Origin of the sequence: Enterococcus sp. FR204 (assembly GCF_031143325.1) — a bacterium.
In the GTDB taxonomy this organism is placed as follows: Bacteria; Bacillota; Bacilli; order Lactobacillales; family Enterococcaceae; genus Enterococcus_B; species Enterococcus_B faecium.
In genome coordinates this window covers 1-14992 of the sequence record NZ_JAKZIW010000051.1, presented here as the reverse complement: position 1 = coordinate 14992, position 14992 = coordinate 1, and the positions used below count along the sequence as shown (strand labels likewise).

Below are 14992 nucleotides of genomic sequence, written 5' to 3'. Positions count from 1 at the left end.
CTTCCATCAGTTCATAAATCTGATTTCTTAAATCAGTGGCCGGTAATTTGATTTTCTTATCTGATTGGATATTACTTTCCATAACGATTGCATCTTTAGTGTCTTTTTTCATCGCTACTACTGCATGGAATCGATTGATATTTCCCTGAGCAAGGATATAATCATTTCCACTGTAAACACCGCCGCTGTAAGGATGTTTATCACCATTATTTTGCCACAATGAGAAAAGTAGTTCTTTTGGTATGATAACGCCAGAAAGAACACTGGTAAAGAATTTGGTCAAGTCATAAACAGACATACTTATATTTCCTGTACCTAATTCATTTCGGATGTCGGTTTCAGGCTCGATCAATGCTTTTGAATAATCGTCAGTTGCAGACATCTGGTAAGATACAGCATGTTGAGGCGAATTTTTTACATTGTCATAAAAATCTGTATGTTCTAGATGGAGAGGACGAATGATTTCTTTTTTTAGAAGAGTTTCATAAGGATGATTCGTTAGTTTGATCAATATCCCTGTAAGCAATGTATAATTCAATGGTTCATAATGATACGTATCATAATCAGCAAGTTTCAAATGATGAAGGGCGAACTGAATGATTTCACTATCCGACATAGGTTTGTCGGGAGAAGCAGTTCGATGAAGACCAGAGCGCATATAAAGCATATTTTTGATTGTGATTTGCTGACTTCCAGGAATCTGAGGATAAAATTCAGATAGCTTTGTGTCAAAAGTTATCTTGCCAGATTGAATTTGTTTTAGGATAAGTAAAGCAGTCATCGCTTTTTGGATCGAACCGATTTGATAGTAAAGAGAAGGAGAATTCGATTCTTTTATGCGTAGATTTGCGTACCCATATCCTTTTTCTAATATCACTCGATTATTTTTGCGTACATAAATCGAACCGATATAATCTGATTTTTGCAGTAATTGATCAATTTTGCTGGCAAGCATCTGCTCATTAGATGTTAAATTGGAAGCAAGTTGTGCGGGTTCCGTTTTATAAATTTGTGGTTGAGGTTGTTTTGTTAATTGCCATCCTGTAATGATGCCTGTTGAAAAGAAGCTGACAGCCAGCAACAAAACTGCGAGAAAAGAAAGAGAGATCTGCTGTTTTTTTTGATGTTTTCCTTTTGCCATATTAATTCCTTTCTATCCATTTTTAACTATTTTTCATTGTAATCCTCAAAAAGAGCATTTGCCACTTACAATTTTGACATAATATTTGGTAAAATAATTCACGGCAGTAGAAATTTCATGTATAATAAACAGAGTTACGAAGATGATAGTAAGGAGGAGTTGTTTTGTCAGGAAACAAACAACACCCAAGCAAAGACAAAAAAGAAGCCAGTAAGGCAGCTACAGCAGATATAATCGACAAGCGGAGAAATCTGCGTAAAAAAGAAGATAAGATCGTGAGGAAGATCATTTTAGTGATCGCTCTTACATTATTGATTATTGGCGGATTTCTCGGGTTTACCGTATATCGTTATGTAGATAGCGGGTTGAAGCCTTTAGATAAATCGGACGACCAATTAGTCCAAGTGGGAATCCCAAGCGGCTCTTCTAATAAGCAGATTGGCGAAATTTTGGAGAAAGACAATATTATTAAAAGTGGGATTGTTTTCAATTATTATACAAAATTTAAAAACTTAACTGGCTTTCAAGCTGGTTATTATCAGTTAGCGCCTAATATGACTCTTGATGAGATTGGCAAGCAGTTGCAAGAAGGCGGCACATCTGAGCCAACAAAAGTTGCAGATGGGAAAATTGCCATTCCAGAAGGCTACGACATCGATCAGATTGCTGAGCGGGTAGCGAAGGTAACTGGTAAAGACAAGAAAGAATTTTTAGATTTAGTAAATGATGAGACTTTCTTTAACGAGTTGTATCAAAAATTCCCAGAATTGTTGGAAAGTGCCTCTAAAGCTGAGAACACAAAATACCGTTTGGAAGGCTACTTATTCCCAGCTACTTATGATTACTACACGAGTACTTCGCTTAAGGATCTTGTGATTGAGATGGTGAACAAGACAAATACGGTCATGCAAAACTATTATTCAGCTATCAAACAGAAAAATTTGACTGTACAAGAAGTTTTAACTTTGGCTTCTCTAGTTGAAAAAGAAGGCGTAAAAGAAAATGATCGTAAAAATATTGCACAAGTCTTCTTTAACCGAATCAAGGCAAATATGCCACTTCAGTCAGATATCTCTGTTTTATATGCATTAGGAGAACATAAAGAATTGGTGACGTATGAAGATACAGCTGTAGATTCACCATACAATTTGTATACCAATACCGGCTATGGGCCTGGTCCTTTTGACAATCCAAGCGAAGAGGCAATCAAGGCAGTATTAGAACCAGCAGAAAATGACTATTATTATTTCGTAGCAGATACGAGCACTGGAAATGTTTATTTCGCTAAAACGTATGAAGAACATATGGAACTAGTGCAAAAATATGTAAATAATTCTTAGAAAAACAGGGGCTAGTCATTGATCATTTTTAGAAAAACATTTACATTTTAAGAAAAGTGTGGTAATCTTTTTTGGACTATATTCCTCAAAAGATTACCTTTTGCGGTATTTTATCGAAAAAAGGAGACGTTACACATGGTAGAGAAAGTTTATCCAATGACTCTAGAAGGTAAAGAAAAATTAGAAAAAGAATTAGAAGAACTAAAAACAGTTAAACGCGGAGAAATCATTGAACGAATCAAAATCGCTCGCGGTTTCGGAGATCTTTCCGAAAACTCCGAATACGAATCAGCTAAAGATGAACAAGCATTTGTTGAAGGAAGAATCACAACAATTGAAAATATGATCCGTTTTGCACAAATCATCGATAATGACGGCGTAGATGCAGATGAGGTATCGATTGGTAAAACAGTTACGTTCATCGAGTTGCCTGATGGAGATGAAGAAGAGTACACGATTGTCGGAAGTGCTGAAGCAGACCCGTTTTCTGGAAAGATTTCCAATGATTCTCCTATCGCGCAAGCATTGATTGGCAAACGTAAAAATGATGAAGTAACCATTGCTACACCAGGTGGCGATATGTTAGTTAAAATCGTCAAAGTAGAACAAGCGTAGTCTGACTGAAAGATCTAGAGAGTTCATCTTACTGATGACGCACTCTAGATCTTTTCTCTTTGAGTATTGCAGTTTTCACTGAACGATCTTACATCTAAAGTCCTATAGCCAACAGTCAAAAAAATAGGTATGATGAAATGAGAATGTGTCAGGAGGGAGAAAAAGCGATGAATAGTTCTTGGCGTTTTTTTGTGGTAGCCGAAGCACTGCTGCTGTTATTTGCTGTTTGGCAAATCGTAAACAATACTGGACTTTTGCTTTTAGTAATATTCGGTATTTTCAATATATATCTAGCTATGCGCAAATATCCTCGTACTAAATTTCAAAATTTTCAATTGATCTTAGGGAGCTTGGTCATTTTTTTTAGCTTAGTCAACAGTCCTGCTTTATGGATGATGGTTGTATTGGCCGTTTTATTTATCGGCCTGAAAGGTGTAGAGATTTCAGGAATAGATTTGACAAAAAATGCTTTTTGGCGAAAAAAACAGATCATGATGGTCCAAACAGAGCAATTAAAAACACATAATAATGAGCGTAAAAGACAGCAATTATTTGGTAACCAACGTATTGGAAACGACGTCTATGAATGGGATGATATCAACATTGCCATCATTTCTGGTGATACTATCATCGATTTGGGCAATACACTTTTGCCAAAAGATGATAATATTGTGATTGTAAGAAAAGGGATAGGCAGAACACGGATCTTAGTACCCCTGGGAGTGGCTATTCGTTTAGAGCATGCGACATTAGTAGGAAATGTCTTGTTTGAAGAAGAGCAGTTTTCCTTAAAAAACGAACAGATCAAAATCTGCAGCAGTGATTATGATGAAAATCCTCGCAGATTGAAGATCATTACCAATACCTTGGTTGGAGATGTCGAGGTGATACGAATATGATGGGAAGAATATCCAAAGCAATGCTAGCTGTTTATTCGGGGATTGCGGCTTTCCTTATTATTCTATTTTCACTTTTCACTTATTTTTATGCCAGTAACCAAAGTCATTGGTGGGGAGAATTGCTGCGTGCGCGTTTATTATACGTTCCGCTTATCTTCCATTTGATGGCAATTTCATTAGGTGTAGGATTGATCGTATTTCTATTGTTATCACTTATTCAAAAGGCAAAATACGGGAAAATCGAAGAAAAGCTTCGTGCACTTTCTTCTGGCAATTATGAATCCAAACTTTTGCATCAGCCGATCCCAAGCGCGTCGGATGATCTGTACATCAAAGATATTGATATGGAAATTACTAAAATAAAAGAAAAAATGATCGAAGTATCCAGTGAATTACAGATTATGACTAGCCGTCCTCAATATGTAGATGGACAAACCAAAGAAGAGATTTTAGAATTAGAAAGGCATCGATTAGCTCGTGAGCTTCATGATTCAGTTTCACAGCAATTATTTGCAGCGATGATGATGATGTCGGCATTGACGGAGCAAGCAGAAAAAAGTGAGACACCAGAAATGTTCCGTAAGCAGTTGAAAATGGTGGCAGAGATCATCAACGCTTCCCAGTCTGAGATGCGTGCGCTGCTTCTTCATCTGCGTCCAGTCAATTTAGAAGAAAAAAGTTTAAAACAAGGCATTGAGCAGTTATTGAAGGAATTGCAGAATAAAATCCAGATTTCGCTAAAATGGGATGTAGAAGATGTAAAATTAACTAGTTCCATTGAGGATCACTTGTTCCGAATCGTTCAAGAATTGTTATCAAACACATTAAGACATGCTAAGGCTAATGAATTAGAAGTCTATTTGCATAAAATAGATAACAATCTTTTATTACGTATCATTGACGACGGGACAGGATTTAATATGAATGAAACCAAAACGGGAAGTTATGGATTGAACAATATCAAAGAACGAGTAGCTGGTATTGGTGGAACAGTAAAAATCATTAGTTTTAAAGGGCAAGGTACGAGCGTGGAGATCAAGGTCCCTTTGATGAAGGAGGCATAGATAAAGATGATAAAAGTTTTATTAGTAGATGACCATGAAATGGTACGCTTAGGCGTCTCTTCTTATTTATCTATCCAAGAAGACATTGAAGTGATTGGAGAAGCTGAAAATGGACGTCAAGGCTATGAAAAGGCGATGGCACTTCGACCAGATGTCATTTTAATGGATCTAGTCATGGAAGAAATGGATGGCATCGAATCAACAAAAGCAATCTTAAAAGATTGGCCAAAAGCCAAAATCATTATCGTCACAAGTTTTATTGATGATGAAAAAGTTTATCCTGCAATTGAAGCAGGAGCAGCAGGATATTTGTTGAAGACGTCTACCGCACATGAAATAGCTGATGCTATAAGGGCTACGCAATGCGGCGAGCGAGTATTGGAACCTGAAGTGACAACAAAAATGATGGAAAAAATGAGTCGGCGAAATGATCCAGTATTGCATGAAGAATTAACGAATCGAGAAAATGAAATTTTGATGCTGATTTCTGAAGGGAAAAGTAATCAGGAAATCGCGGATGAATTGTTTATCACACTGAAAACAGTTAAAACGCATGTGTCGAATATATTAGCTAAGTTAGAGGTAGAAGACCGAACTCAAGCAGCTATCTATGCGTTTAAACATGGTTTGGTGAAATAAAAACGATGATAAAGAGGATAATCAAAAGCTGAGAAAATAACTATTATTTTTCTTGGCTTTTTTACAATAATGATGCTTGCTTTTGTTTTTGGAAAGGCTTTGTTATACTGAGAAAAGAAGATACTAAAGGAGGAAAATGGTGAAACAAAATTTTGCAATTATAGGCCTTGGACGATTTGGCGGAAGCATCTGCCGTACACTGATCGAAGCTGGACAAGAAGTACTGGCTATTGACAGTAATGAAGATCGAGTCAATGAATATATGAATATAGCCACTCATGCTGTTGTGGCAAATGCACAGGATGAGATGACACTTCGTTCATTAGGTATAAGAAATTTCGATCATGTAATTGTCGCTATTGGAGAAGATATCCAAGCCAGTATCTTAGTTACTCTGATGGTAAAGGAAATGGGCGTACCGAATATTTTAGCAAAAGCCCAAAATGAGTACCATGCCCGTGTACTAGAGAAGATCGGAGCAGATCGTGTCGTACACCCTGAGCGAGACATGGGGATACGGATTGCACATAACTTAGTATCAAAGAATATTCTAGACTACTTAGAGCTGTCAGATAAATATTCTTTAGCAGAAATCCGAGTCTCCAATCCTAAATTTTTCAACAAAACATTAGCTGAATTAAATTTCAGACAACGTTTTGACTTAACAGTAGTCGCCATACGAAGAGTAGATCAAACGGTTATCGCTTCTCCTGCAGCAGATGAATATGTTCGTGAAAATGATAATCTACTGGTGATTGGAGAGACAGGCGATGTGGATATTCTAGACGATAAGATGAATCAATAGAAAGAAAAGAGAAAGTAGGTTGTTGGGATGGAATTAACGGTAACGCCAAAAGCACAAAAGTGGTTTGACTCAGAAATTGATCTGCCAGAAACTTACGGAATACGTTTTTTTGGAAAAGTCTACGGCAAAACAGAGGTTCATGATGGTTTTTCGATTGGAATGTCAGTTGAACAGCCAGAACATCCTGTAAAGAAAGTGGAAATGGATGGGACACTTTTTTTTATCGAGGAAGCAGATGAATGGTTCTTTAAAGGATATGATTTACTTGTTGATTATGATCCCAACCTGGAGGAGCCAACCTATCACTTTAAAAAACAATAAAAAAAGAGAGGGTGACACAATTTTTGTCACCTTCTCTTTTTTCTTTTGAAAATATTGTTTTCAGCTATTAATATCCTGCAGACAATTTTACTTGATTGGTTTGAAGCTCATGGGTGGCAAAGTAGCTTTTCAGATTGGTTAAAAAAATAGCCATTAATTTCTTTTGAAAATCAGGTGTCAAACCTGCAATGTGGGAAGTAATCAGTACATTGTCCATTTTCCAAAGAGGATGATCTTGTGGAAGAGGCTCTTCCTCAAAAACGTCTAATGCTGCAAAGGAAAGTTGCTGGTTATTTAAAGCCTGCACCAGATCTTGTGTCTTAACAGAAGCACCACGGCCAACATTGATGAATACAGATTTTGGATCAAAGTGTTCAAACATATGCTGATCAAAGAGCCCAGTTGTTTCCTCCGTTAGAGGTAAGATATTGACTACGAAATCTACTTCAGGAAGAACTTCCTTTAGTTGATTTAAAGAAAAAGTCTTTTCCATTCCTTCTGCTGGATGACCGGATGTATTGATTCCATAGCAGTTCATGTCTAATGCTTTGCATTTTTTTGCAATCATTTTTCCAATATGGCCAGTTCCAATGATTAGTATTTTTTTTCCTTGGATAGATTGGTAATGGACCGATGAACCTAACCATTTCATGTCACTCTGTGCCTTTTGTGCTTGAAAAAGACCACGAGAATACCCAAGGATGATTCCTAAGACATGCTCCGTAATCGATTCACTGTGGATGCCACTACCATTTGAAAGTAAAATATGTTTCTTTGAAAAAGTCTCAAGGGGTAGCTGATCAACACCAGCTGAGATAGATTGGACCCATTTCAAGGTAGAAGAGGCTAATAGTTTTTCTTGGTAGTCTGAGTTCCAGCCCAAACTGATCTCTACATTTTGTAGATCCTCTGGTTGTAATTCTGTTTTAAAGATATAACCAGGCGCTATAGTATGGATTTCTTCGATAAATTCATCACGAAATGGACGATCTGCATAAATGATTCTTTCTGACATAGTTAATTTCCCGCCTTTCTTTACTCTAAGTGTAGCGCATACAAGAAGAACTTTGAAGCGCCTTGCTTGTTTTTTGAGAAAGAAATATTTTTCAAATAAAAAAGGGGCTGTGACAAAAAAAATGTCACAACCTCTAAAAGGGTCTATTGAAGTAGAAATAACGAGTTGTCTTTATTTCTTAATTGATCGATATTTTTGCCCATCCTTTGACAGCTTGAGCAAAAATAAAGATTCCTGCAAAAGCAATGAAGGCGCTAGTGTCAAAAGAAGGAAGAAAGACCATCAAGATTGTTGCAATTATAGTAGGCAATGAAATTGAATAGATCAATGTTTTTAAACAATCAAGAAAAGTAGCTTTTGTTAGTCGAAAGCGTGCATAGAGAAAAGCAGCAATGTTGGTAAATAGCAAAGTGATCAGCAGATTCAGAAAACTAAGATAAATAGAAAATATAAATGTCAGGACTTTTATCCAAAGTGGTATAGATGCTTCACTTAAAAAAGAACGGAGCTGCTTACCTGTTAAGTTTTTTAAAGATTCATTGGTGTAGGGAAGTTCTAATTGGTTATTGTTCAACAAAGCAGAAGTCGTGCCTGTATTAGGAAGAGCTATGATAAGTTTGTTTTTTAACATCCCGACACTAACAAAATTTCCCATCAAATCAGTAGAGATGTCCTGTTCTGTTCGTTTTCCCTCTGGATCAAATGTGAAGATAATGGAGTTTGTTTGGTAAATGAATCCTTCTTTTTCTTCGGTTTGAAGCTGCCCGTTTTGGATTGTAAAATCAGGAATGCGAGTAGCAATCTTTTGCCCATCCAATTGAATGTTGTTTAAGACTTGAAAAACTTGAAAAGAGATTGGCAAAGCCATAATTATACTCAAAACTAAAAGATAGACAATGGCTTTCCAAAATGGGACATTTCTCGCCTCCTTTAGGTCTTTGAATCGTATAAAGGAACTGATAATTAATTGTTTTGTTGTCATAAGTACTCCTCATCTAGTAGTGTCATCACTTGCAATTCTAGCGAAGTATCAAGTGAAATACAAGTGCTTTAGGGAAACAGCTGAATGATTGGTGAAATATCAAAAAAATGTTATTCTTGTCTAAAGACTATCCAATATAAATAAAATGGAGGAAGGAATAGTGCCTACACAGCCACAGAGATCATCAAAAAAACTATTTGGAGTAGTGGTTTTGAATGCGGTGATCACTTTATCAGAATTTATTGGAGGGATTATGTCAGGGAGTTTGTCTCTTGTTTCAGATGCTTTCCATAACCTTAGTGATACATTGGCAATTATTTTTTCTTACGGGGCACAAAAAATGGCCCGAAAAGAAGCAAATAAAAAACGTACGTATGGCTACCAGCGTTTAGAAATATTGAGTGCTTTCATCAACTCATTCATATTGATCATATTATCCTTGTTTTTAACCGTTGAAGTATTCAAGCGGTTCACTTCACCAGAAAAGATAAATAGTCATTTGATGCTAACAGTAGCAGTTATTGGATTGCTCGCGAATTTGTTCTCAGTATTATTATTACGACAAGAAGCAGATGAAAGTTTGAATATAAAATCTAGTTATTTGCATTTGTTAAGTGATACACTGTCTTCGGTAAGTGTGATTATCGGAGCAATTTTGATCCGTTTTTTCGATATCTACTGGATCGATCCAGTTATTACACTGATCATTTCGATATATATATTGATAGAAGCGATAATGGTGATCAAAAAAGCTGCCGCTATTTTAATACAAAGTGCACCTGCTATCGACTATGAAAAAATGGAACAAGAAATTGAAGCAATCGATGGGGTAAAGGATGTTCATCATGTCCATATTTGGCAGTATAGCGAAAAGATAATTATTTTCGACGGACATATTGATTTTGAAGATCAGCTACTAAGCGAGATTGAAAAGATATATCCTCGTATAATTTCTTTATTAAAATTAAAATATGGTATTACACATGTGACGATCCAAGCAGAGACAAAGGCAAAGGATCAAAAAAAATTAATTTTTTTAAATAAAGATGAAAGTTATTGAAATATAGAGTATGATAAATAAGAATTTTTAATAAGGTAGGTTGGCTCATGAAGCAGTATCGACAGTTAAAAGGATATTTAGAAGCAAAAGGATATTGGGAGATACTAGTCTATCTCTTTTTTGGTGGTTTGGCTACGATTGTAAATTTTGTTAGTTTTGCTCTCGCACGCCAATATTTTGATTTAAGTATGGCCTTATCCAATTCTATTTCGTGGTTTTGTTCTGTATTGTTTGCTTTTGTAACGAACAAACTTTGGGTATTCCATTCAAAATCACCGAATTTTACACATGCACTTATTGAATGCGGTAAGTTCTTCTTCTACCGTATCCTTTCTTACGGATTGGACATGGAGGCAATGGTATTGTTGATTAATGTTATGAACAGCAATGAGTATGTGGCGAAAATCATCACTCAAATTATTGTTATCCTAGCGAACTATATTTTCAGCAAGTTGTTTATTTTTAAAGAAACTGAGGTTTTTGAAGAAGAAGTAGGTCAAAGTGAAAAAGACGACTAGGCATAACAATTGAAGAATTTCCTTCTCTTTGTTACTCTTTGTAATGTAGACATTATTAAGAAAACATTGAGGAGGAATTTTTTTATGACTTACACATTACCAGATCTACCTTATGCATATGACGCATTGGAACCTTATATTGACGAAGAAACGATGCATCTGCATCATGATAAGCATCACAATACTTATGTGACGAATTTAAATGCAGCAATTGAGAAATACCCAGAATTAGGCGAAAAAACAATAGAAGAATTATTATCTGATATGGACGCTATTCCAACAGATATCAAGACAGCTGTACGTAACAATGGTGGCGGACATGCTAACCATTCATTTTTCTGGGAAATCATGGCACCAAATGCTGGTGGCGAACCTACAGGAGAAATAAAAGAAGCGATTAATGAAGCTTTTGGTGATTTTTCTTCTTTTAAAGAAGAATTCAAAAAAGCAGCCGCTGGACGATTTGGTTCTGGATGGGCTTGGCTTGTAATGGAAAATGGAAAATTAGCTATTACCTCTACTGCAAATCAAGATTCTCCATTGATGGAAGGAAAGACACCAATTCTAGGTTTGGACGTTTGGGAACATGCTTATTATTTGAAATATAAAAATGTCCGACCAGATTATATTGCAGCATTCTGGAATGTTATTAATTGGGATGAAGTAAACAAACGTTTCGAAGCAGCAAAATAACCATTTCCTCCGTCATATCAGTCTTAAAAATAATTTGGAAAATAAAAGAGCGAAAGCTTGCTAGAGTTTTCTAAATTGGGTATAATGTTCTTGCAAGGTTACTTGCAAGAACTTTTTTGGAGGCTATACATTTATGGAACACGGAACGGTTAAATGGTTCAACAATGAAAAAGGATTTGGGTTTATTACAGTAGACGGCGGAGATGACGTATTTGTTCATTTCTCAGCAATTCAAGGAGACGGCTTCAAGAGCCTAGAAGAAGGTCAAGAAGTAGAATTCACGATTGTTGAAGGTGCACGCGGACCTCAAGCTGCTGAAGTGACTAAATTATAATAATTTGTTGAATAAAGACACGACTTCTTAGAGAGTCGTGTCTTTTTGTCTATTTATGAAGTTTTTAGATTTTTTGGCTAAGTAAATGCATTTGTTCACTTGACATGTCCTAACTAATTATCAAGCAAGGAACATTTTCTTCGTTAGTAATGGATTTTAAAGAAATTTCAGTTTTTGGATGTTGAATAAAAGACCATTTGTGAAACCACTAGTATACTTACTCATTACCATGTCAATTCTATTACTTTAAAAGAAAATCGTTTTACTTTGAAGAGGAGCATATCTATCCATTAAAAGATGATGGTAATGCAATCACTAGTTCGAGTCATTTTAAGAGCCATGCAGTGAGCTGGAAATAAAACGAATAGAAGATGGGTAAAAGGACCAGTCATAGGAAGAAATTTTCGTGAAATCGAATGATAATCTGAACGGTAGGCAAAGACTGTTAAAAAGATGGGAAAGGTATGTGTGATCATTTTACTGCACGATTATTTGGAAAATACCTTGTTGTTCGCTTTTTCTGGAAAAAATACATAAAAAAAGATAAAACGATTGCGAACTGCGTGTATTCGGTCTTTCGATCTTTTTCACGGTATGGTATGATAGTTAAGAATTTTGAGAAATTTTAAAAAATAATAATCGTTACACAAAAATGTTTTTTAAAGTTTTCTTATGATTAAAAAGTGAATTTGCTGATTGAACAGTTATATGAGACAATATTTTAGAAAATGTGAAACAGAGGTGTATTATGAAGCGATGGCAAAAAGTTCTATTAACCTTGTTAGGGGTATTCGTTTTGCTGATTGCCGGATTATCAGCATACGGAATCAGATTTATGGGAGAAGCGAGCCAAACAGTAAACAAAATTTCTAAAAACTCTAATCGAATATCCTCCAAACGTTCTGAGAGAGTAAGCATTGATGACAAAGAACCTTTTTCGGTTTTGCTATTAGGTTTAGATACCGGTGGATTAGGAAGAACGGAACAAGGACGTTCTGATACGATGATGGTAGTAACAGTTAATCCGAAACAAAAAAAATCAACGATCATCAGTTTGGACCGAGATATTTATACGAATATCGTAGGTTATGGAACGGTAGATAAATTAAATCATGCCTATGCATTTGGTGGTGTCGAAATGGCCATGGATTCAATTGAGCAACTGCTCGATATTCCTATTGATCATTATGTAACGATCAATTTGGATGGTATGGAAGATTTGATCAATGCGGTCGGTGGCATCAAAGTGAATAATAAAATTGACTTTACTTTGGATGGTGTCCATGTACCAGTAGGTGAACAAACATTGAATGGAGAAAAAGGTTTAGCCTATTCTCGAATGCGACACGAAGATCCAGAAGGCGATATCGGTCGACAACGTCGTCAGCGGGAAGTAGTGACGAAAATCGTCAATAAAGTTTTAAGTTTAGATGGCGTAAGCAATTATAGAAAAATTTTAAAAGCAGTTGAGAACAATGTGACGACGGACTTAGATTGGGATGACATGCTTGATGTAGCGACGAACTACACCCCGGCGTTTGAAACAATCAAACAAGACCAGTTGCAAGGCGAAGGACAAATGATCAATGATATCTACTATCAAATTTTAGGAAAAAATGATCTTCTTTCGATCCAAAATGAACTGAAGAAACAATTAAATATAAAAACAAGCGATACATTACCTAATTTGAAAAATGAGAATGCTTCAATGATGTTCTTTGATGATTCGGAAGATGGCGATTCGACAAACGGTGATGGATCGAATAGTGAAGGGTACACCGATTATTCTTCCTATTCAGAAAACACATATGATCAGTACCAAGATCCGAATACCTATTATCAGCAAACAGAAGATACAAGTCAGTACTATACACCAAGTCAAGATACTCAAAGTTATGATCCTTACGCTGGACAGGAACAAAATGGTTATGGTTATGACCAGAATAATGAGTATGGAACAACAAGTGGGTACTAGAAAAAAATAGTTTGGTTAATAAAGAGTGCCACCTAAATTAGACAAAAAATCTAACTTAGGTGGCACTTTTTCTATGTGTTAAATTACAGGACGTCTCTTTTTAGCGCTTAGTTTAAAAAATAAATTGAATAATTCAATAGAGTTGCGAATAGTACCCATAAATAATAAGGAATCATGAGCCACATTGCCAGGCGATGATGCAGCCACAACTGATACATAAGCACTGACAAGAAAATAACTAAAAGTGTAATATCGATTGCTGCAATGAAAATATTTCTTAAATTAAAAAATAGAGCAGACCATATAAAATTAAAAATGAACTGAATCACAAAAAGACCGACAAGATTGTTTCGCTGTTTTTTGTTGTTGTGATTAAGTAACAAATAAAGAGAAATACCCATCAATATATACAGTAAGGTCCACATCGGCCCAAATATCCAGCTAGGTGGTGCAAATGGTGGAAGTTGCAAAGAATAGTAATATTCTCCGGGATTTCCGCTAAGCAACCCTGATAAAAAGCCTAATATGACAATTCCTATAACACAAACCCAAAAACGAATATCTTTTATCATCTTCATTTTACTAACTCCTTTCTATAATAGTAGTTTACCATGAAGGCTCACAGCAAGACCTGTATTTAGTTTGTGAAGTAAGAAAAAAATTGATAATTGTTGTTATTAAAAAGTTGAACATTTGTTTATATGAATGATGTTTTTGAAAAAGATCATATGATTTGATTCTCATGTTTTCTATTTGTACTTTTCTCGTCTACTTCTGTTATAATCTGCATCTTACTTTTTTCACCTTTTTTACTTCAACATAAAATTATAAAAGCATAATGTTTGTGTCAATGCAATAAAGCGTTTACAATGTGGTTATCAAATGAAGGAGGTTTCTACATGAAAAAGATTAGTACGTTATTGTTTATTGGGTTAGTTAGTTTAGGGTTGTTCGGTTTTAGCATTCCAGGTTTTGCGCATGGTTATATTACTTCTCCAGGAAGCCGTGCATACCTAGGAACATCAGCAGCAGGAAACTTAAATCAAAATGTCGGAAGAGCACAATGGGAACCGCAAAGTATCGAAGCTACCAAAAATACATTCATTGATGGAAAAATTGCTAGTGCAGGAGTCAGCGGCTTTGAGCCTTTAGATGAACAGACATCTAACAGATGGCATAAAAACATGGTTAATCCAGGAACATTAAATATTACTTGGAATTTAACAGCACAACATCGGACAAGTACTTGGGATTACTACATTACCAAACCAACTTGGAATCCTAATCAACCTTTGAAATTTAGTGATTTTGAATTGATCACAAAAATAGACGACAAAGCAACTGTTCCACCAAAAACAGTCAACCAAACGATCACACTTCCGCAGGATCGAAAAGGATATAATGTGATTTTAGCAGTATGGAATATCAGCGATACGACAAATGCATTTTATCAAGTGATAGACGTGAATATCCAATAATAATCAAAAAGGGCTGTGACAAATGTAGTGACCCCCAAAAGTTAGACTTTTTTGGAGTGGAGAAATCCACTCCTTTTTTCATGCTCTAAAATGATATTTTTACACAACCGTTA

At 35.7% G+C, this 14992-nt stretch carries 17 protein-coding genes; 13 read left to right on the top strand and 4 right to left on the bottom strand.

The features are described 5' to 3' along the window. A partial coding sequence (locus tag RG571_RS10385; protein ID WP_308947803.1) for a serine hydrolase domain-containing protein occupies window positions 1-1141 on the bottom strand: 1141 nt, incomplete at its 3' end. Between the two features lie 164 nt (window positions 1142-1305). Between RG571_RS10385 and mltG the strand changes: the two genes are divergently transcribed. The 7 genes from mltG to RG571_RS10350 all read left to right on the top strand — a co-directional run bounded on the left by mltG (window position 1306) and on the right by RG571_RS10350 (window position 6824). After that, the gene (mltG, locus tag RG571_RS10380; RefSeq protein WP_258430499.1) at window positions 1306-2481 is read left to right on the top strand and encodes an endolytic transglycosylase MltG; all 1176 of its coding nucleotides are present in this window, start codon (window positions 1306-1308) and stop codon (window positions 2479-2481) included. 135 nt (window positions 2482-2616) lie between these two features. After that, window positions 2617-3096, top strand: a complete 480-nt coding sequence (greA, locus tag RG571_RS10375; protein WP_002295409.1) for a transcription elongation factor GreA — start codon at window positions 2617-2619, stop codon at window positions 3094-3096. Between the two features lie 167 nt (window positions 3097-3263). Continuing rightward, complete coding sequence (gene liaF, locus RG571_RS10370) at window positions 3264-3995, top strand: cell wall-active antibiotics response protein LiaF (protein ID WP_258430498.1); 732 nt, start codon at window positions 3264-3266, stop codon at window positions 3993-3995. Then, the gene (gene liaS, locus RG571_RS10365) at window positions 3992-5059 is read left to right on the top strand and encodes a two-component system sensor histidine kinase LiaS (RefSeq protein ID WP_002318624.1); all 1068 of its coding nucleotides are present in this window, start codon (window positions 3992-3994) and stop codon (window positions 5057-5059) included. The genes liaF and liaS overlap by 4 nt, the downstream gene beginning before the upstream one ends. Before the next feature lie 6 nt (window positions 5060-5065). Continuing rightward, window positions 5066-5698 (top strand): response regulator transcription factor, encoded by a 633-nt coding sequence (locus RG571_RS10360; RefSeq protein WP_002318625.1) that lies wholly within the window; start codon window positions 5066-5068, stop codon window positions 5696-5698. Window positions 5699-5837: 139 nt separating this feature from the next. After that, the gene (locus RG571_RS10355) at window positions 5838-6503 is read left to right on the top strand and encodes a TrkA family potassium uptake protein (RefSeq protein WP_002339643.1); all 666 of its coding nucleotides are present in this window, start codon (window positions 5838-5840) and stop codon (window positions 6501-6503) included. A gap of 27 nt (window positions 6504-6530) precedes the next feature. Beyond that, a complete protein-coding gene (locus RG571_RS10350; protein WP_002318627.1) occupies window positions 6531-6824 on the top strand; it encodes a HesB/YadR/YfhF family protein in 294 nt (97 codons plus the stop codon). 67 nt (window positions 6825-6891) lie between these two features. Here RG571_RS10350 and RG571_RS10345 read toward each other — a convergent pair whose 3' ends face one another. Both RG571_RS10345 and RG571_RS10340 read right to left on the bottom strand, forming a co-directional pair. After that, window positions 6892-7839: a phosphoglycerate dehydrogenase gene (locus RG571_RS10345; protein WP_002289148.1), complete on the bottom strand. Its 948-nt coding sequence runs from the start codon at window positions 7837-7839 to the stop codon at window positions 6892-6894. A 178-nt stretch (window positions 7840-8017) separates the two neighbouring features. Then, the gene (locus tag RG571_RS10340; RefSeq protein ID WP_002339644.1) at window positions 8018-8821 is read right to left on the bottom strand and encodes a DUF1189 domain-containing protein; all 804 of its coding nucleotides are present in this window, start codon (window positions 8819-8821) and stop codon (window positions 8018-8020) included. 145 nt (window positions 8822-8966) lie between these two features. Here RG571_RS10340 and RG571_RS10335 point away from each other — a divergent pair, with 145 nt between their 5' ends. The 5 genes from RG571_RS10335 (at window position 8967) to RG571_RS10315 (ending at window position 13401) form a co-directional block, all read left to right on the top strand. Continuing rightward, window positions 8967-9881 (top strand): cation diffusion facilitator family transporter, encoded by a 915-nt coding sequence (locus RG571_RS10335; RefSeq protein WP_308947665.1) that lies wholly within the window; start codon window positions 8967-8969, stop codon window positions 9879-9881. Between the two features lie 47 nt (window positions 9882-9928). Then, a complete protein-coding gene (locus tag RG571_RS10330) occupies window positions 9929-10399 on the top strand; it encodes a GtrA family protein (protein WP_002339646.1) in 471 nt (156 codons plus the stop codon). 84 nt (window positions 10400-10483) lie between these two features. Next, on the top strand, window positions 10484-11092 hold the full coding sequence (locus RG571_RS10325) for a superoxide dismutase (protein WP_002298541.1): 609 nt from the start codon (window positions 10484-10486) through the stop codon (window positions 11090-11092). A gap of 133 nt (window positions 11093-11225) precedes the next feature. Further along, window positions 11226-11426, top strand: coding sequence for a cold-shock protein (locus RG571_RS10320; RefSeq protein WP_002292860.1), 201 nt, complete (start codon window positions 11226-11228; stop codon window positions 11424-11426). A 748-nt stretch (window positions 11427-12174) separates the two neighbouring features. After that, window positions 12175-13401 (top strand): LCP family protein, encoded by a 1227-nt coding sequence (locus RG571_RS10315; protein ID WP_002295400.1) that lies wholly within the window; start codon window positions 12175-12177, stop codon window positions 13399-13401. A 107-nt stretch (window positions 13402-13508) separates the two neighbouring features. Here RG571_RS10315 and RG571_RS10310 read toward each other — a convergent pair whose 3' ends face one another. After that, window positions 13509-13979 (bottom strand): TspO/MBR family protein, encoded by a 471-nt coding sequence (locus tag RG571_RS10310; RefSeq protein WP_002292857.1) that lies wholly within the window; start codon window positions 13977-13979, stop codon window positions 13509-13511. A gap of 321 nt (window positions 13980-14300) precedes the next feature. Between RG571_RS10310 and RG571_RS10305 the strand changes: the two genes are divergently transcribed. Continuing rightward, window positions 14301-14879: a lytic polysaccharide monooxygenase gene (locus RG571_RS10305; protein WP_002292856.1), complete on the top strand. Its 579-nt coding sequence runs from the start codon at window positions 14301-14303 to the stop codon at window positions 14877-14879. The last annotated feature ends 113 nt before the right edge of the window (window positions 14880-14992 follow it).

Bases quoted from the DNA above. Each gene is read 5' to 3' on its own strand.
- greA (WP_002295409.1), top strand. From the start codon at position 2,617: ATGGTAGAGAAAGTTTATCCAATGACTCTAGAAGGTAAAGAAAAATTA.
- liaF (WP_258430498.1), top strand. From the start codon at position 3,264: ATGAATAGTTCTTGGCGTTTTTTTGTGGTAGCCGAAGCACTGCTGCTG.
- liaS (WP_002318624.1), top strand. From the start codon at position 3,992: ATGATGGGAAGAATATCCAAAGCAATGCTAGCTGTTTATTCGGGGATT.
- RG571_RS10360 (WP_002318625.1), top strand. From the start codon at position 5,066: ATGATAAAAGTTTTATTAGTAGATGACCATGAAATGGTACGCTTAGGC.
- RG571_RS10350 (WP_002318627.1), top strand. From the start codon at position 6,531: ATGGAATTAACGGTAACGCCAAAAGCACAAAAGTGGTTTGACTCAGAA.
- RG571_RS10345 (WP_002289148.1), bottom strand. From the start codon at position 7,839: ATGTCAGAAAGAATCATTTATGCAGATCGTCCATTTCGTGATGAATTT.
- RG571_RS10340 (WP_002339644.1), bottom strand. From the start codon at position 8,821: ATGACAACAAAACAATTAATTATCAGTTCCTTTATACGATTCAAAGAC.
- RG571_RS10335 (WP_308947665.1), top strand. From the start codon at position 8,967: ATGGAGGAAGGAATAGTGCCTACACAGCCACAGAGATCATCAAAAAAA.
- RG571_RS10330 (WP_002339646.1), top strand. From the start codon at position 9,929: ATGAAGCAGTATCGACAGTTAAAAGGATATTTAGAAGCAAAAGGATAT.
- RG571_RS10325 (WP_002298541.1), top strand. From the start codon at position 10,484: ATGACTTACACATTACCAGATCTACCTTATGCATATGACGCATTGGAA.
- RG571_RS10320 (WP_002292860.1), top strand. From the start codon at position 11,226: ATGGAACACGGAACGGTTAAATGGTTCAACAATGAAAAAGGATTTGGG.
- RG571_RS10315 (WP_002295400.1), top strand. From the start codon at position 12,175: ATGAAGCGATGGCAAAAAGTTCTATTAACCTTGTTAGGGGTATTCGTT.
- RG571_RS10310 (WP_002292857.1), bottom strand. From the start codon at position 13,979: ATGAAGATGATAAAAGATATTCGTTTTTGGGTTTGTGTTATAGGAATT.
- RG571_RS10305 (WP_002292856.1), top strand. From the start codon at position 14,301: ATGAAAAAGATTAGTACGTTATTGTTTATTGGGTTAGTTAGTTTAGGG.